Source organism: Butyrivibrio sp. NATIVEDY162 (assembly GCF_045999815.1).
GTDB lineage: Bacteria > Bacillota > Clostridia > Lachnospirales > Lachnospiraceae > Butyrivibrio.
This window is the reverse complement of record NZ_CP172573.1, coordinates 1,368,733-1,391,218: the sequence shown is the minus strand read 5'-3', so window position 1 is coordinate 1,391,218 and position 22,486 is coordinate 1,368,733. Positions and strand designations below refer to the sequence as shown.

Here is a 22,486-nt window from a genome sequence, read left to right as displayed (position 1 = left end):
TGCATTAGCTTTTTTAATGATATAATAGTTATTAAGTGAAGCATATATTTTATCGTAAACAACATTGGGAATTGCCTGATTTCTATGGATAGCCCTTTATGAGGAGGGAAAATGGAAGAGCTGTATCTTGGTGCTGAAAATGTGCTGCGCTATATAGTTGAATTTTCTACGCTTCTTTTGGAATTCTTCGGCATATGCATACTTGTGTATACTGCCGTCAAATGCTTTGTTTTCTGGCTAAAGAAGGATAATTCCATACGACTTGCCCTTGCACAGGGAATTGCCCTTGCTCTTGAGTTTAAGCTTGGCGGCGAGGTGCTTAGGACTGTTGTTGTACGTGAGTGGGCAGAGCTGGGGATACTCGGAGCAATTATCTTATTAAGAGCTACGCTGACATTCCTTATTCATTGGGAAATCAAAAACGAGGAAAAAGCGCTGGAACCAAGAAATGATAAATAGGTTTTTATGAAAAGTGAGGGCGGAATATGGCAGATACAGGATTTATGGGCTATCTTAAAAGCGAATTGGAAAAATACAGCGGAGTATATGTTCCGGTGAAGGCGTCCTGGGCTGAATGCCTTGTCACTACCTCTGCGAAGACTTCGCAGCTGCATCCAAATCCAAGTGATGAGTTCTGCATCGACAAGGTCGGACCGAGCTTCAGGATCATTGACGAGTATTCCAGGAAGTTCAGAGAAGCGATGGCCAGAGGAGAGCAGCCTTTTGAAGAACCTCTGGAGGTTGAGAAAGTGCGCCCTGATGGCTATATGATCTTAAACGGCCATCACAGATGGGCTGCTGCAATAGTTTCGGGAATTGACAAGATTCCGATTAAAATAGTAAACATCACTCAGCTCTCTGACATTGTAAATATGCTGAATAAATCTGTGAGAACAAAGCGCGTTACATTTGATCTTGATGAGGTCATTTTTGAAAGTGATGATGGAACTTTTGAAGAAGCTCCAAAGTCTGTTATCGGTGAAGATTTTCCTGAAAAAGTAAGGCTTGGTGTGCCCGCGTTATTCCACTATTTTCATAAAAATGATTATGATGTCTGGGTATTTAGTTCAAAATACTATTCTATGGATTACATCCAGAAGCTATTCAAGAAGTATTCTGTGGATGTTGACGGCATAGTGACAGGTACTGCCCGTAAAACAGCATCCGACAAGGACTCCAAAAAGCAGATAGAACAGATGATTGAGAAGAAATATGAAGAGACAATAACTATCGACAATGAGATGATTGTCAGAACGGTAAGGGGCGCCGGAGATTTTGATCAGTTTCAAATCGAGAAACAGGGCCCGAAGTGGTCTGTGCAGGTTATGAAGATTCTGGATGAGGTCATCTGACAGACTTAGGGGAAGTGGAAACCTATGAATAATAAAAATAGCAATGATAAAATGCGTATATCATTTGATCTTGATGAGGTTCTCTTTGTCTTCCCGGAGACCCATAAGACGGAGCCGCCTCTGAAGTTCCCTTTTAATAAGTTTTTCAAGGAACGACTTCGCCTTGGAACGCCCGAGCTTATTCACAAGCTCCAGGAGCTTGGCTATGAGGTTTGGGTATATACATCATCTTTTCGCAGTGAAAATTATATAAAGACCCTGTTTAGACTATATGGCGTAAAGTTTGACGGAATTGTGAATGGAACAAGGCATCTTAAGGAGGTTCAGAGGGACCATGCAACAACCCTTCCCCAAAAGCTCCCCAGCATGTATCGCATATCACTTCACATAGATGATGAAGAGATAGTCTGCTCTCTGGGCCGCCAGTATGGTTACAGGACTTACAAGCTAGATGAAGAAGATGATGAGTGGAAGGAAAAAATCATTGCCAGGGCTGATGAGATACGACATCTTAATGAGATATCCGATACATAAAATATATTTTATAAAAATTTTATAAATGCCACACAAAATAGAAACATTTCACCGTTAGTATGTACTCATGACTCGCAAAAAGGAGACTCAATATGAAAAATAACGATACGTACATAGCGGAATTTGTTGGGAACTATACGAGAAGGAAAGGATATCCGCCTACAGTAGAGGAATTGGTAGAGGTATTTGGCTTCGTTGCAGTCACAAAATCACTTTACTACATTATCAGTCTTTATCGTATAGGTATGATCAGAAACAGCTTGTATTTTGGCACAAGAGATTTACAGCTGCTTCCTCTCAAGGTTCAGGACTAAATTGAACCCGGAAAAACTAAATATTGAAAACAGGTAAGCTGCTCGGAAAAAACCCAATGTCATTAAGTTAAGGGCGACGACAATAAGACTCTTATACCAGAAATGGTATAGGGGTCTTTTTTTCTGAAAAAACAGTTGACAGTAGGGCTGAAAAGTGCGGCCGCTTTCGCTACTGATTATATTTAGAGGTAGCGAAAGCGGCCCTTGAAATTGTAAGCATAATTCTCAATTTCAAGGAGGTGCACATGAACCCAAAACAAGTAAAGAATCTATTGGTTGCACAAATAAAGCTAGTTTCAGCTAATGCCAAGTCATTCTGTGTCGATTCCGAGAAGAACTTTTCAAGAAAAAGGAAGCTAACTATGGAAAAAATTATTGCTGGAATTATTGGCATGGGAAGTGGGAGTCTCACAAATGAATTGGTGGATTTCTTTAACGACAGTTCAGAAACGCCGACATCATCAGCATTTTGTCAGCAACGGTGTAAGGTATCTGTTGAGGCTTTTGAGACTGTATTCCGCCTCTTTTCAAAGAAACTTTTTGATTCTTTCAAGGCTGATTTACCTATTTTGGCGGTCGATGGATCAAAGATTCAGATTCCAACAGACCCTACCGATGCTGATTCGTTTTTTCCTGGGACAAATGGGCAGAAGCCATACAACATGGTTCATTTAAACGTCCTATATGACATTAAACATCAACTTTATCTGGATGCGGTTATACAAAAAGCAAAATTTGGAAATGAGGATGTGGCTCTTACAGAGATGGTAGACAGATCGCCATTACATAATGCTCTCTTGATGGCAGATAGGGGATATGAGAGTTACAACAATCTTTCTCACATCCAGGAAAAAGGATGGTACTTTCTTTTCAGAATAAAAGATGGCCCCACCGGTATAAAACAAGGGTTAATATTACCAGATGCCAGTTCCTATGATGTGAATATTGAATTGAATCTAACTAGAAAACAGACAAATGAGGTTAAGGAACTATTAAAAGATAAAAATCACTATAAGTTTATATCTACAACTAAAGTTTTTGATTATCTCCCAATAAAAAACAGGAAATCGGAACCGACAAGTTTTTACAAGCTATCATTCAGAATCGTGAGATTTCCTCTGTCGGAAGATACCTACGAAACAATCATAACCAATCTTCCTTCCAAAAAATATCCTCCTGGGGAAATAAAGAAACTCTATGCTTCAAGATGGGGAATTGAAACATCTTTCAGGGATTTGAAATACACCATGGGAATGCTTGATTTTCATTCAAAAAAGGTGGAATGCATACAGCAAGAAATCTATGCACATCTCACAATGTATAACTTTGCAGAAATGATTACCTCGCACGTAGTCATTAAGAAAAAGCAAAGAAAATATATATACAGAGCTAACTTCTCGGTTGCAGCTCACATGTGCAGAAAATTTTACCGCGGTATTACATCGCCACCTGATTTGGAAACCATCATATCAAGAAATCTTGTACCCATTAGACCAGATCGGCATCGAGATAGATACCAGTCTGCAAGAATCTTCAGAGGTTTCCTATATAGAGTAGCATAAAGCTATAGATTTTACACATGCTCAGCAGGCGGATTTCCATCCGTCTATTTGTTGTGTAAATAACCATGGAAAAAGAGGATGCTGGAACAATTCCAACATCCTCTTTAAAACTTTTCCCTCATGTTACAATGCTAACTTAATGACATTGACCGTAATAAGTTGGTGGTTTTTTAGCTAGCCGGCGTTCCCTGCTTTAATATTTTTTTATTCTCATACATGAGTTTGTCCGCTTTGCCGATCACATCTCCCACTTTGTCGCCGGCAAGGCGCTCTGCTATACCATAGGCAAAATCTATCTTGAAATCACCATATTTTTCGTCGCATTTTCCCTTATGGAGTACGCTTTCAACTGTGCCTTTAAGCACCGGCTTGCTGCATTTGGAAATAAGGACAAATTCATCGCCTCCTATGCGATATAACATCCCCATTCCTTTGAATGCATCATACAAAGTCCTGGCGGTCGCATAAATGTACTGATCTCCCACCTTGTGTCCCATGGTGTCGTTAAATTTTTTCAGGTCGTTAAGATCGATCAAAACAATTGATCTGTAATTATCTTTGATGCGGGACAAAGTCTTTTCATAGGCATTTCTGTTGGGTAGCTCCGTGATAACATCCACCTTGTTGAACAGAGCAGAAAGCGTCAGATACATCAGCAGGTATGATATCCCGAGACTTACCCATAGCGTTTTCAGGTCATAGTTGATCCAGGATGCAAAAAATCCGATAAGCATGGTCAGTGCCACAAATGTAGCCAGGAACAAATCCTCATAATCGAAGAATCTGCTTCTTATCATGTCCCACAACAAAATAACAAAAGCTGCATAGCAGATAGCATGCATTACAAGCCCCAAGGGAACGTAATACATATATGAATCTTTGTGATAGAAGAAAACCGGATAAAAGATATTTACTATATCTGCGATGATCAGGGCAAAGATGAAGACAAGAGCGAGATTATTCCTGAAAGTCCGCTTTCTCAGAGTGTAAACTATGAAAAACGAACTGAGAGCAACCGGGATCATCAGATACACTATACAAGTTATCACATTCAAGATAAAGTCTGTGTTACTTGACTTCGGGAGAAAATAAATGCACGCATACCAGGCCATATCTAATATATACAAAATAGCCAGTGCAATGCCCGTACAGATTATACCTACCCTGATATCCTTACGAAGGTAAGAATTATTCAAGGTAAGCACGCAGACATACACGACTATTAAGATGCCAATAATATCGGAAAACTCGAGCCACTCCAACATATGTCATTTCTCCTCGCGGGTCATACTAAACCTGCTTTAATTATCCAACAAATATATAAAATGCCTATTAAATCGGACTAAAGTTACACTTAAAATTGTGACCTGCAGGCTGCATTTTTAATTCTGTCTATCCATAACAGAGCAATTGCGAAATCACCAAAATGGTGTAATATATATATTCATGAATAATTAAAGGAGATAAGAACATGCCAAATATAAATCCCATGGCAATCATGGAACTTCAGCAAAAATTCAATGTTTTCAAGGAGGAGCACCCCAGAGTACTGCCCTTTTTCAATGCACTAAAGGACCACACCCCGGAGGTGCAATGTCATTAAGTTAAGGGCGACGACAATAAGACTCTTATACCAGAAATGGTATAGGGGTCTTTTTTTCTGAAAAAACAGTTGACAGTAGGGCTGAAAAGTGCGGCCGCTTTCGCTACTGATTATATTTAGAGGTAGCGAAAGCGGCCCTTGAAATTGTAAGCATAATTCTCAATTTCAAGGAGGTGCACATGAACCCAAAACAAGTAAAGAATCTATTGGTTGCACAAATAAAGCTAGTTTCAGCTAATGCCAAGTCATTCTGTGTCGATTCCGAGAAGAACTTTTCAAGAAAAAGGAAGCTAACTATGGAAAAAATTATTGCTGGAATTATTGGCATGGGAAGTGGGAGTCTCACATCCAGGAAAAAGGATGGTACTTTCTTTTCAGAATAAAAGATGGCCCCACCGGTATAAAACAAGGGTTAATATTACCAGATGCCAGTTCCTATGATGTGAATATTGAATTGAATCTAACTAGAAAACAGACAAATGAGGTTAAGGAACTATTAAAAGATAAAAATCACTATAAGTTTATATCTACAACTAAAGTTTTTGATTATCTCCCAATAAAAAACAGGAAATCGGAACCGACAAGTTTTTACAAGCTATCATTCAGAATCGTGAGATTTCCTCTGTCGGAAGATACCTACGAAACAATCATAACCAATCTTCCTTCCAAAAAATATCCTCCTGGGGAAATAAAGAAACTCTATGCTTCAAGATGGGGAATTGAAACATCTTTCAGGGATTTGAAATACACCATGGGAATGCTTGATTTTCATTCAAAAAAGGTGGAATGCATACAGCAAGAAATCTATGCACATCTCACAATGTATAACTTTGCAGAAATGATTACCTCGCACGTAGTCATTAAGAAAAAGCAAAGAAAATATATATACAGAGCTAACTTCTCGGTTGCAGCTCACATGTGCAGAAAATTTTACCGCGGTATTACATCGCCACCTGATTTGGAAACCATCATATCAAGAAATCTTGTACCCATTAGACCAGATCGGCATCGAGATAGATACCAGTCTGCAAGAATCTTCAGAGGTTTCCTATATAGAGTAGCATAAAGCTATAGATTTTACACATGCTCAGCAGGCGGATTTCCATCCGTCTATTTGTTGTGTAAATAACCATGGAAAAAGAGGATGCTGGAACAATTCCAACATCCTCTTTAAAACTTTTCCCTCATGTTACAATGCTAACTTAATGACATTGGGAAAAAACCGGGCAGCTTTTTTTATAAAAACACTCCCGCATTTCCTGAAAAGATAATTCAAAATATTCTGAAAAATGCTTTGATTTTAGCTAATTTATATATACAATGATATATGTGTGCTGGGGCATGCAATTTAATTGAGTTGGGTAAATACTGTTTTCCCCGCACCTCAACACCAAAAACCAGGAGGAAATCACATGCTTGAAGACATCTTGACGAAACAAAAGAGCTATTTTGATGCCGGTATGCAGACTGTACTTAGAGGCCAGGAGAGCAGATTCCGCAGAATAGTCATTCAAAATGGCAATCTTGTTGCAAATGCCAGATCTGAAGAGAGTGGGATTTGTGCAAGAGCATATTTAAATGGGGCTTATGGTTTTGCTTCAACTTCGGAATATTCTGAGGAAGCAGCAAGAAGAACAATAGAGGCGGCTACCAAGAACGCCGGATACCTCGACAAATACAATTCGGAGAAGAAAAATGCATATCCCGGAATAGCTCCGCAGATCATCACATCTCCCAGAATGATAATTGACTTTGAGCAGAAAAGACTTGTGGATATCTGCAAGGAAATTGATGCCTATATAGAGGGAAAATATACTGATCTTCTGAGCAGAACCGTTGCTTACAGAGAAGATACCATGGAGAAGATAATTGTGACATCTGATGCAGCTGATGGTCACGTATCTTACCCAAGGTGTAATATTTATGTTGCGCTTAACATAAATACAGCAGAGGGACAGCCTGTTGAAGTGGCAGATTCATTTGGCGGATTCGGTCATATAGAGGATAACTTCGCAGACCTCACATCTATATATGAAAAAATTGACAAATTATATAAACAGCTTCGGGAGAAGGCAGAGGGCGTATATGCAAGTGCAGGTGTAAAAACAGTTATCCTTCATCCTGACGTAGCAGGCATGATTGCCCACGAGGCAGTAGGTCATACTGTTGAGGCGGATCTTGTTCAGGGAGGCTCAGTGGCAGGACCTAACCTTGGAAAAATGGTTGCATCTGAGCTTATCAGCATAACAGACTTTGCACACACAGCTTTTGGCGAGAAGGCACCACTCCCTGTATACATAGACGACGAGGGTATACCTGCTAAGGATGCGATTCTTGTAGAAAACGGCGTGCTCAAAGGCTACATGCATGACCGGGAGAGTGCAGCACTTTATGGAGTAGAGCCCTGTGGAAATGCCAGAGGTTATGCTTTTTCAGATGAGCCGCTTATCAGAATGAGGAATACTTGTGTACTTCCCGGCAAAGATAAGCTTGAAGACATGATAGCCTCTGTTGATGACGGCTACTACCTGCTTCAGACCGGTAATGGCCAGGCAGATCTTACAGGCGAGTTCATGTTTGGAATAACAATGGGCTATGAGATTAAAAACGGTAAACTTGGAAAAGCAATTCTTGACACTACAGTATCAGGTGTGGCTTTCGACATGCTTAAAACAGTGGACATGGTTTCTGATACTGTCACCTGGAGTCCTTCGGGAACCTGTGGGAAAAAGCAGGCTATGCCGGTTTCAATGGGCGGCCCTGCAATCAAGTGCAAGATTACTATCGGAGGTAGATAATGGCTAACATTAGGGATATTGCAGACAAGACATATGAATACGTAAAAGGCATAGACGGCCTTAAGGCTGATTTTACTATATCCGAAACTGAAACCAATGAGATCACGATGAAGGATGGAAAGTTTACACTTTTCAGAACCCTGTTTGATCAGGATGTTTCGGTAAAAGTAATCAGAAACAACAAGCGCGGACTTGGCAGTATAAATAAGTGCACAGAGGAAGATGTGAAAAAAGCTATAGATGATGCACTTGTATCCGCAGAAGCAGGCGATGAAGACGAGAACTTTGATATAGCGCCCGGAATGGAGCCTCAGGAATTTAAGATGGGTGTTTTAGAGCCTGACATCGATAAATTCATGGAGAGAATCGAGGAACTTTCAAAAGCTATTGCAGAGAAACATAAGAAAATCAAGGTTATGGAAATCTGCGCAAAATATGTAAAAAGTTATTCTACTTTCAGAAACACAAATGGAACCCTGGATGAGACTGAAGCAGGCTATTATTCAATAATGGTAGAGTTTGCGGGATCTGATGGAGACGAGACCACAGGAATAAGTGGCACAAGTGTTGTTTTTGACAATCTTGATAAAGAGCTTATTACTCTTGGCAGTATTGAGAAAGATCTGTCTGATGCTGAAAATTCTTTGAGCCCCATTAGCCTTCAGGAGAAGTTTACTGGAGAGATTATCTTTACTCCTGCCTGTGTGTCTCAGATGCTATTTTACACATTTGGCAATACCGTAATCGATTCTGCAATCATTGGTGGCACCAGCGTGTGGCGTGATAAAGTGGGAGAGCGTGTGGTATCGGATAAGTTAACCATCAGCTCTAACCCCTGGGATAAGCGGATAATTGTTAATGAAGTACACACCCAGGACGGTTTCAGGTCAGAGGACTACACACTTATTGAAAAGGGTGAGCTGAAGTGCTTTGCTACTTCCCTTTATGCAGCAAACAAGTGCAAGGTTAACAGGGCAGCCAATTCATCTGTGGATCTTGTAATTGAGGCGGGTGATGTCTCATATGAGGATATGGTCAAATCTGTGAAAAAGGGACTTATCGTCGGCTCTGTTTCCTGCGGAATGCCTGGACCAAACGGTGAGATTTCAGGCGTTGCCAAGAACAGTTTCTATGTGGAAAATGGCGAGATAAAAGGCGCTGTTATAGAGACAATGATAAGCACCAATCTGTTCGACATGTTTAACCGTGTTAAGGCTGTATCTACAGAACAGCTTTGTAACGGCATGATGGTGGTTCCGTACATTCAGTGCGAAGGAGTTACTATCTCAGGAAAAACTGAGTGAACTTTTTTATACTGATAAGAGAATTTATTGATAAGAAAGAAAATCCCGATCAGAAATCTACTGACCGGGATGATTTTTTATATCATAGGAAAATGCTTTCCTATGATACAAAAACGCTCCGCTAAGGATGCGACTGGTGCGCAGATGAATTTTGCAAGCTAAAGCTTGCGCGCACCAGCGCGCAAAGAGTCGCGAGCGACTCTTTGTTCTAACCTTTTATGTTATTGACTATGCAAAAGTGTTTGCAGATTTATGCTTTTAGCTTGTCAGAGAGATTTGTTGCTCTTCTTGGACCAACCTTTAAATCTCTGATTCTTTCAAGTATCATTTTTTCCTTATAAGTAAAGAAAATAACTGCACCTATGAAACAGGTGATAAATGCGATAAGCGCTGTAACTCTGTAGCTCTGCTTTGTCTGTGAAGCTGTGATCGATGTAAATGTCACAAGTGCGATAGCCTGTCCCATCTTAAAGGCGAAGGTTCTTGCTGCAAAGAACATTCCGCTTCTGTCCTCGCCGGTCTCAAGACGTGTTACTTCAGCTACATCCGCAACGCAGGCCTGAGGCAGAATTCCAAGGATGGCCATGGGAACTGCAGCAGCAACTGCTATAATGAAGCCCCAGTGAAGACCCTTGCCACACATTGTTGTGATTCCGAATACCAGGCAGTAGGAGAAAAAGCCTGTGATGATGAGGGGCTTTTTACCCATTCTCTTAGCCAGAATATTTACTACAGGGTAAAGCATAACACTGATAGCTGTCATTGTTGCTGTCAAAAGGAAAGTCCAGGTGTCCTCGATTTCCATAAGCTGAGTCTCATAGAATGCAAGACCCGTCTGGAATAAAGTAAGTGCGAAGAAGTAAATAACATCACTGTAGACAAAGCGTCTGAACTGTCCGTTTGAGAATGTTTTTGCAAGTGATTTAAAGGGCTTTGTTTCACTGGGCTTTGAATCAATGTAATCGCGCTCCTTTATATAGAAAGCGGGTATAAGCATTGTAATGCAAGCAATAGCGGACATTATGGCAACTGAAAAACGGATTGAGTTTTTCTGACCAACCATTCCCTCAAGGGCTCCTGCCACGTTAGGAAGAAGGAAGGAGATACTCTGACCGAGAATAAATGTAAATGATATGAAGGTTGATACATTTATTCTGTGCTGCTGTGTATCACCGAGTTCTGCAATAAGAGCATTGTAAGGTGTGCAGAACATTGTCATAAACAGGTAGAACACCATAAGCAGAATGAAAAGCACTGTGTCATTAAGTCCAATGCTGCCTGTCTGAGGAAGCACAAAGAGAGCTATAGTACAAAGTGAAAACGGAACTGCCATAGCGCGCATGAAAGGGATACGTCTTCCTCCCTTATAGTCGCTTCTGTCAGACCAGCCTGCAATAAGGGGATCTGTTATGGCATCAAAGATTCGTCCTGCTGCAAGTACCAGACCAAAAAGCGTTAACTTGAATAAAATAGGTGATTGTGTGATTCCTGATGCAAAAAGTCCTGTGTTAGGGTTCTGCTCACTTGGAATACCTGTGTAGTAGTAGACCATCCAGTTTGACACAATTCCGGACAGAAGACTCCAGCCGAACTGACCAAGTGCGAAGATCCACAGGAGTTTGTTGGTAATTGGTTTTAACTCTTTCATAAATAAAAAATCCTCCCGAGTGTTTCGATAGAAACTATTATACTACATTTAGTTCCCATGATTAGTGGGATTAATTCACAAATAATCGGGGCGAATTTTGGATAAAAAGCTTGTATTATCGGATAAAAGAATAAATATAAATTTTGGTGACTTGTAATAGTTAATTCCACTTTGTAAGAGTAACTTCCACCTTGTAGGAGTAAATTCCACGGGGTGGAGTTTTCTTTTTACAAAAATGATGGATTTTATCCACATTTACGGCTATAATAGCACAAAAGTCGGAAAAATGCGTATGACAATCAGAAGTCGAGTTCACGTTGTCCTGTTAAGAGTTAGTGAATTCCACCCCTAAGAGAAGTAGGTATGAAAGTCATCCAACTACGCAGAACTCCGGCTTTTTTATTATGAAATGGAAGTTTCTGCTCCGCAGAAACCTCGGAATTTAATAGTTAATGATCAAAATACAGGCTGAGACATGATTAACGTCCTCCGGAGGCTCAGGGCTCCGCCCTAAGAACCTGCAAGGGACTAGTCCCTTGACCCTTTAACTGGGCTCTGCCCAGACCCGTCCTCGCCGGAAGCAGGACAGCAAGCATGCTTGCTGTCTGTTAGTTCAGGATAATCCGTGTCACTGCGTCAAGGGCTGCCCGGGCGCAGGCGCCCAGCGTACTGTCCCTTGACTCCGTTCCCGCTCCATTATGAATTATTCTTTTTGAGCAGTGAAGGTTTTAGAATAATGTCATTAGGCTTTATGATTTCAAATCTAAAAAGCTTTAATACCTTCTTGCCATAGATGAATGAGAGCATTGCATAGGGTGGTTTGTTTCCCAGCTCGGGACGGCTATAGGAGTTGATGTGATTCATCATCAGGTCAATCTGTTCCTGAGTATACTTCCCAATGTCTTTTCCTTTTGGAATGACTCTTCTTATAAATTCATGGTTGTTCTCACAAGCTCCTTTTTCGTTTGGAGCTGATGGATTGCAGTAGAATACTCTTGAGCGCAGCTCGCCATCAGAACTGTATTCGAGTGCTTCAGGATTAGAAAATTCTGTTCCGTTATCACATAAAAGGATAGGGAAGAGTTTCATGAAAAGCTTTTTTCCTAAAAGGTCATATATATCATTGAAGATGTCTATAACCGATTGTGAGTCATTTGCCGGTCTAAGAAAAGCAAGCTGGAACTTCTGTAGAACAAAGTGTATTGTCAGGAGAACGGCGCCGCCCTTAATGCCTTCAACTGAATCGAGTTCCACCACAGGAAGTTCCGGATGCTCCTCACGATATTTTAAGTAATCATCGTAGGTACGCCCCTTTCGGCATGCCTTATCAACTTTCAGTGGAACAGATTTGTTCTTTCTTACTCTGAAGCGGACTTTTCTTGGCATATCAACGTTCCTGCCATCAAAGAGTCCGTTGTCCACATATGTGTAAATGGTCTTTTCGCAGCGGAGTATCTTGTCAGGATTGTTAGTGAGGATGTGGTGTATTGACTGCCCATTCATAAGGAGGGGACTTACAACTGAATTGAGCTGCTTAAGTTCCTTCTCTGTGAGGTTGAAGCCGGATCGGGATTCACTCCTTAAGTCTTCGTACTCTTTCTGCGCATAGCGTGCATTATAAAGATGCTTCTCAAGGGTGCATGTGTTTCTCACGCTGCATCCGTTGCATACATATGGAGGCTTTGTATGAAGAGGACAGAGTTCCTTCTCATAATCCGGACATGCAGGTATGCATGATCCACAGCTTCTGCAGTTCTTTTTGTTTTTCCTGGTACACTCGTCACAGGCATCCCCATAGTGAGTGCAGTGTGTTCTGTTGGCGCAGTCATTGAAAGGTCGATAAGGAGCGCCCTTCTTTTCATATATTATATGTGCTCTGACTTCTTTTGAAATAGTGGTACAGTCTTTTCCTATCGCAGCTCCAATGGCTTTAAAGCTGAGAGAGTCATCCAAACCATGCTGGATTTCATAACGCTTGTCTAAATCAAGATGCTTGTTCTTATTAGTGGATTCCATAAGTTCCTCCTTAATGCCGGAGAGCATATGTGGATGAACCTATGGATGATATCAATAAGAATTAGTAAATTCCATACCCGAGTTTGGAATTAGTAAGTTCCATGTCGTGTGTTAAAGGGGTGGAATTTAGTTTTACAAGTTACTAAATATAAATTTTTTAACGATTTTTGAAAAAAGGTGTTGACTTATTCTGAGAATTTGTTATTATATAGAAGTTGTCGCTGACAGACAGCGGAACACAACTGAATGCGGAAGTGTCGGAATTGGCAGACGAGCAAGACTAAGGATCTTGTGATGGTTACATCGTGAGGGTTCAAGTCCCTTCTTCCGCACTGGATAACAAAAAGAACCGGTTCGTATGAACCGGTTCTTTTTGCTACCTTGTTTTTTCACTTTTTCTCTTTTCCAGGGTAGTATTTGCTTTTGCAGTACACTGTTTTTTCACTTTTTCTCTTTTTCAGGGTAGTATTTGTTTTTGCAGTACACTGTTTTTTTCACTTTTCTCTTTTCCAGGGTAGTATTTGTTTTTGCAGTACACTGGTTTTTTCACTTTTCTCTTTTCCAGGGTAGTATTTGCTTTTGCAGTACACTGGTTTTTTTCATTTTTCTCTTTTCCAGGGTAGTATTTGCTTTTGCAGTACACTGGTCTTTTCACTTTTCTCTTTTCCAGGGTAGTTCTTGTTTTTGCTGTGCACTGGTTTTTTCACTTTTTCTCTTTTACAGGGCAGTATTTGTTTTTGCAGTACACTGGTTTTACACTTTTTCTCTTATCCAGAGTAGTATTTGCTTTTGCAGTACACTGGTTTTTTCATTTTTCTCTTTTCCAGGGTAGTTCTTGCTTTTGCAGTACACTACTGTTTTTCACGAGAAAAATTAGACGGCAGCTCTTGCTGTTCTTGATCCGGGTTACGCTATCTCTAAATGGTGTCGATTCTACATCTCAAATTGGCTTCCGGGAGGAAATTACTTAACCGTTATAGCGGGATATTACAATTATGCTTTAATAATTTGCGTACAATTGGTAAAAACACGTCTCACGCAATTTATTCATATGAGTTTAAACATTTAGTTAAAAAGCGCATGAATTATTTTAGATTTCTTTGATATTTGTTCAAAGTGATGATTTTAATTAAAATAGTTGAAACTAATCATGGAAACGAATATTATTGTTATGGTATCCGTTAAATATGATTTGATAAAAGGAAGTAAAGTAATGATGAGTGGGAAGAGGAGCAGAATAATCGCATTTGTGCTTTCTATCGCTTTAATGATAGGAATGATAGGCGTAAATCCTATTAGCGCAGAGGCAGCAAATGGGGAATCATACTATTATGAAAATATACGTATGTACAATAGATGGAACCTTCCGCAGGGTAAAATAGGTACTATATGGAAGGGCGGTCTTGATCGAAATGGTCAGGTAATGCAGACGAGATTTGAGTACGGACAATTTATGACCCAAGCGGGAGATAAATGGGATGAGTATGTATTTGAACTTGGCAGGGATATTGATGTTAATGATGTAGAAAGTATTACTATAGAAGCGTTTTGGCAGACAACTCCCGTATATGTTAGATTGTACAGCTATTTAAATACATATTACGAAAGCAGTAATGAAGACTTTCCTGATCAGCAGCGAAATACAACAACAAGTTTAATTACTGTTAAGCCTAAAAAGCAAAATTATACATTCAGCAAAATTGGATTTATGGGAAAAAATGGTTGTGTTATTTCCATAAAGAATATCAAGATTCAGATGAAGGCTAAGGAACAGCAGGCACCACAGGTAGATCAAAATCTTTTGAATGCTAGAGCTAAAGCATATCAAGAGTACAAAAACGCATCTGATTATTCAGCAAGTGCGCAAGAATTGTATAACTATGGAGAGTCTGCATATAAGACAATTCAGAAACTAATGATGGATACTGTCACTAACGAATCATTAGAGAAGGCTAACCTCCAGCTTCAAATAGCTCTGGCAGCAAAGAATGAGTCAAGAGATGTTTATAATTATATGCCTACATATGTAAATGAGTTGGAAAATATTTATAAAAAATACAATGATGCATATATTAAAAATTGCTATGATTGGGTGAAAGTATTTCAAGCTAATACTAAAAAATCCGCAGATGAAGCAGAAAGGATTTACAACGGGGCTGTAGCCCTTGTGGATATAATGAGAAAAGACCTTGAATCAAAAAATTCAGGTGGGAATCAAGGCGATACTCAGCAGGGAGGTAATAACGATAATCCGGGAACTACAGAGCAGGGTGGCACTACTCAGGATCAGGATGCCCTTTTAAAGGATGCTGAGGAAAAAGTTAATGTAGCAGAGCAAATTGTAAAAACAGCTGAAGAACTTGCTGCATCGGCAAAAGCTGATGGCACTGCAGCAAGTGGATATAAAAGTGATTTAAACAGTTCTTCTCCATATAAAGAATTAGTAGATGCTAAAAAGAGATTAGAAGAATTATCAGTTTCTACAGCTGAGGCTGTTAAGTATGCTGAAGGTGCAATAACGAAAGGTAATGAAGCAAAAATAGCTGCAGAAAAAACAAAAGATTCGAAATTAATAAATAGAGCTAGTAAAGCTCTCGATAAGGCTGAAAGTGCAAAAAGTAGATCTGAGTCAAATGGCACAAAAAAAGTAACCGAGGCTTTAAACAGTATAAATAATCTTTTAGAAGCTAAGAAAACAGAATTTGATAATACGATTAGCAATGCAGAAAGTTCTGCAAATACGGCAGAAGAGGCAGTTAATTCAGTCAAATCAGCTGTAGAGGCAGCTAAAACTACACCTAGTCCTGAAAATATTAATAATGCTGTAAAAGCAATCAAGGCAGCAGAAGAAAAAGTCAATGCAGCAATTGAGTCTTCAAATAAAGCAACAGCATCTGCTGAAGAGATAATAAATGCAGGTAGCGAAAATGCAAAGGACTATTCTGACAAAGCAACTGCAATAGCAACGAGAGTAGCTAATGCTTCAGCAAATCTTGCTGAATATGCTGCATCTGTGGCAAATGCTGCGGCTGGACTATTTGGAGAGAATGAAGAGGTTACTACTGAAAAAATTACAGCAGCTAACAATGCAGCTGATGAAGCAGAGAAAGTATCAGGGATTGCAATAAACGGAAAAAAACTTGCTGATGATACTGTAAATGTAGTTGATCAGACAGCAGAGTCTACTAAAGTTGATGGTGCTAAAGAGGCAGCAAATAATGCAGGTAGTAAGGCTGACGAGGCTAAAACAGCAGCCAATGCGACAAAATCAGTTGTGGAAACAGCTATAAAGAATGCTGATGCAAAAAAAGCTGCAGAAGCAGCTCAGAAATTAGCTGATGAGAAGGCAGCAAGGGAAGCAATAACTGCTGCAAAAGAGGCAACAGAGAAAGCTGAGAAGCTCTTAGAAACGGTAACCTCACCTATTTATGAAGCAGAAAAAGCAGTGGGTGAAGCAAATACAGCAGCAGAAGAAGCAAATACAGCTGCCAATACGGCTTCACAGAATAAGGACAATACTTCAATAACAACAGCCAATGAAAAGATTTCAACAGCTAATGAAAAGATTACAGAGGCATATAATAAGATAAGTGATGCTACAAATGCAATAAATGAAGTAAAAGAAGCTGCAAGTAATGCCAAAGAACTGGCCCAAAAAGCAGTTGATTTATCAAGTAAAACAGATGCTAAGGATCTTGAAGATGTAACTAAGAGCCTTCAGGATATTGCCGCAGCTATAAGTACTCGTGCAAATGGTGCTGTAGACAGTGCAAATAGTCTTTCTGTCACAACTATTCAGGAAACTTTAAACGCTGTGATGAATCTTGCAGAGACAGCTTCAAGTGTTACAAATACAGCGGCAGCTGAAGCAACAAAAGAATTGAATGCGAAAGTGACAGAAGCAGATGATGCAAAACAAGCTGCTGATAAACTTGCAAGTGAGGCATATGATCTTGCTTATGATGCAATGAATAAGGCTGCCAATCTTTCATCTTCTTCAAGAGAAGAAGATATAAATGCAGCAGTAAAGGCAGCAGAAGATGCGATTGAAAAAGCAAAAGTAGCATCGGATGCTGTTGCTACTGCAAGTGAGTTGGCAAATGAAGCAAAAGAACTTGTAGAGAGCAAAGGCAATGATGGAAGTATTCAATATGTTAATGACATTTTAGATGACATTATTACTATCACCAAAACAGTAGAGGATGCTACAACAATAGCTGGAAATGCACAGAGTACTATTAAAGCTTTTAAAGAAAATAAAGCAAAAGAAGACGAAAAAACGAAAGCAATTATAGCAGCAAATGATGCTGCAGTATTTGCTGTAGGTAACCCTTCAAATGAGAATATACAAAAAGCTAATGATGCTATAAACAATGCTATAAATAACCATGGAGCATCTGAAAATGATCTGTCAACTGCAAATGCAAATGTTGAGAAAGCTACAGCAATACAGAATGCAAATGCAAAAGCAGATAAAGCAGTAGAAACTCCTGGTGAAGGTACTATTCGTGATGCTAAACAAGCTTTATCAGATGCAGTTGGCAAAGGCGCAAATAGTTCAAACCTTGAATATGCAAGAGGAAAAATAGCTGAAGCAGAAAAAGTCTTTGAAGCAGTAAAGGCTAAGGCAGATGCAATTGCAGCAGCAGAGAAAGCAGCGCAGGAAGCAGTAAAAGATCCTACACAGGAAAAGATTGATGCGGCAAACGCAGCAGTAGAAAAAGCAAAAGCGGCCGGAGCAACAGATGATGATCTTAAGACTGCGACTGAAAATATAGGAAAAGCTGAGGCAGCAAAGACCAAGGCAGATGCAATTGCGGCAGCAGAGAAGGCTGCGCAGGAAGCAGAAGATGACCCTACACAGGAAAAGATCGATGCAGCAAACGCAGCAGTAAAGACAGCAAAAGATGCCGGAGCAACAGATGAAGAGCTCAAGGCTGCGACTGATGATATAAAAACTGCAGAGGATGCAAAGACCAAGGCAGATGCAATTGCAGCAGCAAATAATGCAGCAGAGAAAGCAGTATCTGACCCTACAGCTGAGAATATCAAGGCAGCAGAAGACGCAATAAAGGCAGCAGATAGTGACGGTACTAACCACGATCTTGATGATGCGAGACAGAATGTTGCAATAGCAAAAGCAAAAGAAGCAGTAAACAAAGCAGTAGGCGCAGTTGGAACTGCAAAAAATGATTCTTCAAAAATAGCAGATGCTGAGAATCTTATAACTAAAGCAGGCGCAGCAATTGAAACTGCCATGCAAATAGCAGGAGCAGATAATGCTGAGCTTAAGACTGAAAGTGAAAGGCTTGATAAAGCATCAAAAGAGCTTGATGCATTGAAATTAAATATCCAGAAGCAGGCAGCAACTGATGCAGCAAAAAGCGCAGCAGAGAAAGCAGTATCTGACCCTACAGCTGAGAATATCAAGGCAGCAGAAGACGCAATAAAGGCAGCAGATAGTGATGGTACTAACCACGATCTTGATGATGCAAGACAGAATGTTGCAATAGCAAAAGCAAAAGAAGCAGTAAACAAAGCAGTAGAAGCAGTTGGAACTGCAAAAAATGATTCCTCAAAAATAGCAGATGCTGAGAATCTTATAACTAAAGCAGGCACAGCAATTGAAGCTGCCAAGAAAATAGCAGGAGAAGAAAATGCTGAGCTTGAGGCTGAGAGTAATAGGCTTGCGAACGCACAAATAGAGCTTAATAAATTAAAATCAGATGTCCAGAAGCAGGCCGAAACCGAAGCGGCCAAAAAAGCAGCAGAGGAAGCAGCAGAGAAAGCAGTATCTGACCCTACAGCTGAGAATATCAAGGCAGCAGAAGACGCAATACAAGCAGCAGATAGTGATGGTACTAACCACAATCTTGATGATGCAAGACAGAATGTTGCAATAGCAAAAGCAAAAGAAGCAGTAAACAAAGCAGTAGGCGCAGTTGAAACTGCAAAAAATGATTCTTCAGATGCGAACATAAAAAATGCTGAGGAGCTTATAAATGAAGCAAACACAGCTATTGAAACAGCTGAGAGTAACGGAGAAGTCGCAGAGCTTGCTGGCGCAAAGGAAGACCTTGCTAAAGCAAAGGAAGACCTTGCTAAAGCAAAGGATGATCTTGAACAGATAAATAAAACTAAGCCGGAAACAAATCCTGGACAGACAACACCCGGCGAGGAAATAACACCCGGCCAGGGAACAACAACACCCAGCCAGGGAACAACACCGGGCCAGGGAACAGCAACACCGGGCCAGGGAACAACACCGGGCCAGGGAACAACACCCGGCCAGGGAACAGCAACACCGGGCCAGGGAGAGGCAACACCGGGCCAGGGAACAGCAACACCTGGTGAGGAAACAACAACCCCAGGCCAGGGAACAACAACACCGGGCCAGGGAACAACATCGGGCCAGGGAACAACACCCGGTCAGGGAACCGCAACACCCGGCCAGGGTGCATCAACACCGGATCCGGTTCCTACACCTGATACTAATCATGGAACTCATGGCACAGATGATGTTGATGATGATGACAACGGTTCTACAGCTGGTGGCAACAGCGGTGAAAACCTTGATGAGATTCCTGCACCTACAAATACTGAGACTGGAAGTAGTCAGGAAAATGCCGACAACCAGAATGGTGAAGAAGGTACCATGGTAAACGATGGCCAGAACGTCAATGACGATTCTATGAACAAAGGCCAGAATGCAAAAGACAACGGCGATGAGACAGATTCTCAGAACAATAACCAGGCAAATGCTACAGATGCAAATGCTGAGAACAACTCACATCTTCCTATGACGGTTACAGTAAAGGGCATTACTTACTACATCGGAATTGATGGCAATGCGAAGGTTCTGAAAATCGGCAAGATGAAGAAGGGAACAATCAACATAGTAACAGTTGAAGGAGTTTCATATCCTGTAACTGAGATTATGCCAAATGCCTGCAAGAACAACAAAAAGCTTAGCAAACTTTCAATCGGTGCTAACGTGACCAAGATTGGAAGAAAAGCATTCTTCAAGTGCAAAAAGCTTAAAAAGATTACGATAAAAGCTAATAAGAAGCTTAACGTACAAAGCGCTGCATTTAAGAAAATTAGTAACGGATCAGTTATTAAGGTAAAAGGCGTAAAGGGTTCTGCTAAGAGAAAAATCATTAGAAAGATTCAGAAGCAGACAAATGCATATGTAAAATAATTTTTCAAAGGCTCTCGGAGTAAAATCCGGGAGTCTTTTTGATATTAGAGGAAATAAGCGACATTCTTTTCATGAAATACATAAAAAAGTCAGGTAGTGTTTACATTTTTCGATTATAATGAACAAGGGAAAAATGATGATATGATTAAAAAAAGCAAAAACAAACTGAATGTATGAAAGGATTACGGTATGGGAAAAGAAGTTTTGACAATAGATGTAAAGATAACAGCTATAAATGAAGTAAAGGGAAAAGCCGGAACTGCCAGAATGATTCTGTTTGATGGAGATGCTTCATCCGAATATTTTAAAGGGACCATACTTCCCGGAGGTGTGGATACACAGAAGGAAAAACCGGAAGAAGGAGTTCTTCTCTCTGCCAGATATATTCTCGACGGAACGGATTATAAAGGAAATGCCTGCAGGATTTTCATAGAGAATAACGGCAGCTTCAAAGGTGAAATTGACTCCATTACAAAGCCTATGGTGATTACTGACAGCAAGGCACTTGAGTTTCTTGAAACGGCTCCTTTGTACGGAAGTATTGAAGGCATAGAGGGTGGAGTGAAGATTCATATTTTTACGGAAAACGATAATATAGAGTAGGAAGGTATAAAAATGAGCGAAGAACTTAGAGACAAAAATGGCCTCACCGAGACCGAATATTTACAGAATTACAATCCGGATAAATGGAAGAAACCTTCACTTACTTCGGACATTTGCGTAGTTGCAAAGGGAGAAAATGCAGATAAGATTCTTCTTATAAGGAGAGGAAATCACCCCTGCCTTGGAAAATGGGCTCTGCCCGGCGGTTTTTCACAAGCCGGAGAAAGAATCGAGGAGACGGCATCCAGAGAGCTTGAGGAAGAAACAGGAATAAAGATGGCGACTAAGGAGCTGGCGCTTGTCGGAGTGTACAGTAAGCCCGGCAGAGATCCCAGAGATTGGACGGTTTCGGTAGCTTATCTCGCCTGCGTGAATGAAAATGACATTAAGCCAAAGGCTGGTGATGACGCAGCAGATGCAAAATGGTTTTCCATAAAAAATGAAAGCGGAAGCTATCTTCTTGAAAGCGGTGACATCAGCTTAACTCTCAAGGATCTTGCATTTGATCATGAGGAGATTTTTCTGGATGCGATGATATTTTTTGCAAAGTAAAATAGCCCGGTACATCCGGGAGAAAGGACTTATCCGGCTGTTTTTATGAATTGACCGGATTATATGAGATTAAAATGTACATTGTTGATGACGGAATTAAACTTAATATCAAACTTGATATGCCTGCAGGAAATCCTGCAAAATGCCCGATCTGTATTATTATTCACGGCTTTACCGGACATATGGAAGAGAGGCACATTGTTGCAGTGCAGGAGGCTATGAATGAACTAGGCCTTGCTACACTTAGAATAGATATGTATGGACATGGTAGCAGCGAAGGAGAATTTAAAAACCACACTTTATATAAATGGCTTTCAAACGGAATGGCTGCCATTGACTATGTAAAGACACTCGATTTTGTTACTGATATATACCTTTGCGGACATTCACAGGGCGGCCTGACAGCTATGCTTCTGGCTGCAATGGAGAAAGAGAAGATTAAGGCACTTATTCCTCTTTCACCTGCTCTTGTAATACTAGATGGCGCAAGAAAAGGAAATCTTCTTGGACAGCCTTTTGATCCCGAGAATATTCCTGACAAGCTTGTATCATGGGACGGACGGGAGCTTAGTGGCAATTATATCAGAGTAGCACAGACTCTCCATATCGAGGACGCTGCCGCAAAATATGAAAAGCCTGTTCTTATCGTACATGGTGATCAGGATGAAGCTGTTCCGGTAGAATATTCCATAGATGCAGCAAAGCTCTACAAAAACTGCAGGTTGGAGCTCATCCCCGGCGATACACACTGCTATGACAACGATCTTCCTGCTGTGATCAGAGCTGTCAAAGACTTCATGTCTGGGATGCTGAATAAATGAGGAATTGGCAATTTGAGTAGTACATTAGCGGATTCCGAATGCTTTAGAATTACGAGAGTTTTGAAGAAGAGGAATAATTTGTATCATTGGTCAGTGGCATAAGATACTTTCACCCCTGGCATCATATAAAATGACAAAAAAGATGGCTCTGCACCGGAAAATGAGAAATTCTTCCGGT

General features: G+C 40.5%; 18 protein-coding genes and 1 tRNA gene. 15 read left to right on the top strand and 4 right to left on the bottom strand.

The genetic code is table 11. The features are described from left to right. Positions 1–111 precede the first annotated feature (111 nt). The 5 genes from ACHCNF_RS05680 (at position 112) to ACHCNF_RS05660 (ending at position 3,762) form a co-directional block, all read left to right on the top strand. Positions 112–459 carry a DUF1622 domain-containing protein gene (locus ACHCNF_RS05680; protein WP_408071816.1) on the top strand — a complete coding sequence of 116 codons (348 nt, stop codon included), beginning with the start codon at positions 112–114 and terminating at the stop codon, positions 457–459. A 26-nt stretch (positions 460–485) separates the two neighbouring features. Next, the gene (locus tag ACHCNF_RS05675; RefSeq protein WP_408071815.1) at positions 486–1,352 is read left to right on the top strand and encodes a ParB N-terminal domain-containing protein; all 867 of its coding nucleotides are present in this window, start codon (positions 486–488) and stop codon (positions 1,350–1,352) included. A 24-nt stretch (positions 1,353–1,376) separates the two neighbouring features. Then, positions 1,377–1,886, top strand: coding sequence for an HAD family hydrolase (locus ACHCNF_RS05670; protein WP_408071814.1), 510 nt, complete (start codon positions 1,377–1,379; stop codon positions 1,884–1,886). A gap of 92 nt (positions 1,887–1,978) precedes the next feature. Then, a complete protein-coding gene (locus ACHCNF_RS05665; RefSeq protein WP_408071813.1) occupies positions 1,979–2,200 on the top strand; it encodes a LexA family transcriptional regulator in 222 nt (73 codons plus the stop codon). A 245-nt stretch (positions 2,201–2,445) separates the two neighbouring features. Continuing rightward, complete coding sequence (locus ACHCNF_RS05660) at positions 2,446–3,762, top strand: IS4 family transposase (RefSeq protein ID WP_408071812.1); 1,317 nt, start codon at positions 2,446–2,448, stop codon at positions 3,760–3,762. A 170-nt stretch (positions 3,763–3,932) separates the two neighbouring features. On the opposite strand, the gene ACHCNF_RS05655 is transcribed toward ACHCNF_RS05660, so the two are convergent. Further along, the gene (locus ACHCNF_RS05655) at positions 3,933–5,027 is read right to left on the bottom strand and encodes a GGDEF domain-containing protein (protein ID WP_408071811.1); all 1,095 of its coding nucleotides are present in this window, start codon (positions 5,025–5,027) and stop codon (positions 3,933–3,935) included. 206 nt (positions 5,028–5,233) lie between these two features. On the opposite strand from ACHCNF_RS05655, the gene ACHCNF_RS05650 reads away from it, so the two are divergent. The 5 genes from ACHCNF_RS05650 (at position 5,234) to ACHCNF_RS05630 (ending at position 9,467) form a co-directional block, all read left to right on the top strand. Then, positions 5,234–5,365: a hypothetical protein gene (locus tag ACHCNF_RS05650; RefSeq protein WP_408071810.1), complete on the top strand. Its 132-nt coding sequence runs from the start codon at positions 5,234–5,236 to the stop codon at positions 5,363–5,365. Positions 5,366–5,544: 179 nt separating this feature from the next. Continuing rightward, positions 5,545–5,748 (top strand): hypothetical protein, encoded by a 204-nt coding sequence (locus ACHCNF_RS05645; RefSeq protein WP_408071809.1) that lies wholly within the window; start codon positions 5,545–5,547, stop codon positions 5,746–5,748. Next, positions 5,712–6,431, top strand: coding sequence for a transposase (locus ACHCNF_RS05640; RefSeq protein WP_408072199.1), 720 nt, complete (start codon positions 5,712–5,714; stop codon positions 6,429–6,431). The genes ACHCNF_RS05645 and ACHCNF_RS05640 overlap by 37 nt, the downstream gene beginning before the upstream one ends. Before the next feature lie 346 nt (positions 6,432–6,777). Further along, positions 6,778–8,163 (top strand): TldD/PmbA family protein, encoded by a 1,386-nt coding sequence (locus ACHCNF_RS05635; RefSeq protein WP_408071808.1) that lies wholly within the window; start codon positions 6,778–6,780, stop codon positions 8,161–8,163. After that, positions 8,163–9,467 carry a TldD/PmbA family protein gene (locus tag ACHCNF_RS05630; protein ID WP_408071807.1) on the top strand — a complete coding sequence of 435 codons (1,305 nt, stop codon included), beginning with the start codon at positions 8,163–8,165 and terminating at the stop codon, positions 9,465–9,467. The genes ACHCNF_RS05635 and ACHCNF_RS05630 overlap by 1 nt, the downstream gene beginning before the upstream one ends. A 250-nt stretch (positions 9,468–9,717) precedes the next feature. Here the strand turns inward: ACHCNF_RS05630 and ACHCNF_RS05625 are convergent, their stop codons facing one another. Next, positions 9,718–11,115, bottom strand: coding sequence for an MFS transporter (locus tag ACHCNF_RS05625; protein ID WP_408071806.1), 1,398 nt, complete (start codon positions 11,113–11,115; stop codon positions 9,718–9,720). Positions 11,116–11,811: 696 nt separating this feature from the next. Beyond that, positions 11,812–13,131 (bottom strand): IS30 family transposase, encoded by a 1,320-nt coding sequence (locus ACHCNF_RS05620; RefSeq protein WP_408070750.1) that lies wholly within the window; start codon positions 13,129–13,131, stop codon positions 11,812–11,814. A 248-nt stretch (positions 13,132–13,379) separates the two neighbouring features. Here ACHCNF_RS05620 and ACHCNF_RS05615 point away from each other — a divergent pair. Further along, positions 13,380–13,463, top strand: a tRNA-Leu gene (locus ACHCNF_RS05615). Positions 13,464–13,588: 125 nt separating this feature from the next. Here ACHCNF_RS05615 and ACHCNF_RS05610 read toward each other — a convergent pair. Then, the gene (locus ACHCNF_RS05610) at positions 13,589–13,786 is read right to left on the bottom strand and encodes a hypothetical protein (protein WP_408071805.1); all 198 of its coding nucleotides are present in this window, start codon (positions 13,784–13,786) and stop codon (positions 13,589–13,591) included. Between the two features lie 558 nt (positions 13,787–14,344). Here ACHCNF_RS05610 and ACHCNF_RS05605 point away from each other — a divergent pair. The 4 genes from ACHCNF_RS05605 to ACHCNF_RS05590 all read left to right on the top strand — a co-directional run bounded on the left by ACHCNF_RS05605 (position 14,345) and on the right by ACHCNF_RS05590 (position 22,308). After that, on the top strand, positions 14,345–20,332 hold the full coding sequence (locus ACHCNF_RS05605) for a leucine-rich repeat protein (RefSeq protein ID WP_408071804.1): 5,988 nt from the start codon (positions 14,345–14,347) through the stop codon (positions 20,330–20,332). A 189-nt stretch (positions 20,333–20,521) separates the two neighbouring features. Then, positions 20,522–20,935 (top strand): DUF3237 family protein, encoded by a 414-nt coding sequence (locus ACHCNF_RS05600; protein ID WP_408071803.1) that lies wholly within the window; start codon positions 20,522–20,524, stop codon positions 20,933–20,935. Between the two features lie 12 nt (positions 20,936–20,947). Beyond that, complete coding sequence (locus tag ACHCNF_RS05595; RefSeq protein WP_408071802.1) at positions 20,948–21,487, top strand: NUDIX domain-containing protein; 540 nt, start codon at positions 20,948–20,950, stop codon at positions 21,485–21,487. 74 nt (positions 21,488–21,561) lie between these two features. Then, on the top strand, positions 21,562–22,308 hold the full coding sequence (locus tag ACHCNF_RS05590; RefSeq protein WP_408071801.1) for an alpha/beta hydrolase: 747 nt from the start codon (positions 21,562–21,564) through the stop codon (positions 22,306–22,308). The last annotated feature ends 178 nt before the right edge of the window (positions 22,309–22,486 follow it).